The organism is Aeromonas sp. PS2Canimalfood6 (assembly GCF_048276795.1).
GTDB lineage: Bacteria > Pseudomonadota > Gammaproteobacteria > Enterobacterales > Aeromonadaceae > Aeromonas > Aeromonas caviae.
In genome coordinates, this window is record NZ_JBLUXC010000163.1 from 1 (window position 1) to 513 (window position 513).

Consider the following 513-nt stretch of genomic DNA (forward strand, 5'->3'; position numbering starts at 1 on the left):
GCCTGATTTTCACAGATGAGCTCAAGGATCACTTGATTCAGCTCTGGCCGGTGATCACGACTATAACCACGCACCAGTTGCAGCTTACCGACCAGATCCCCATCGGCACAGTCATAGGCGCCATCGACGTGGAAGCTGGTAATATCGAGGTGCACTGCGGTGCTTTTGAGCCCCAGCCGCTCGACAACTTGCGCCGCCATCACCTGATACAAGGCGCTGACATCGGCCTCAAAGAGGGCATCGAGACAGCGACCGAGCACATCATCATTGAGGTCATCAGCACAGATCCCGGGGCCAATCAGGCGCTCAACCGGCTTGTTAGCGAAGAATTGCGGGAACATGTGCAGGGTGCTGCTGTGAAAGCCGAGGCCGTTCACTATCATGGCGACCAAGGCTTCACCATGTGAGACCTTGAAAGGCGGGGTTTTGGGGAGCAAGGCATCGATCATGCGGGCAATGCCCAGTTCCTGGCAGAGTGCGGCGACCAAACCAAGGTGATCGAGGTTACGGATC

At 56.7% G+C, this 513-nt stretch carries 1 protein-coding gene; it reads right to left on the minus strand.

Annotated features, from left to right (window positions below; genetic code table 11):
• Nucleotides 1-512: IS1634 family transposase (locus tag ACNPAA_RS21065; protein WP_417891998.1), on the minus strand; the 512-nt coding region annotated here is incomplete at its 3' end.
• Nucleotide 513 lies beyond the last annotated feature (1 nt).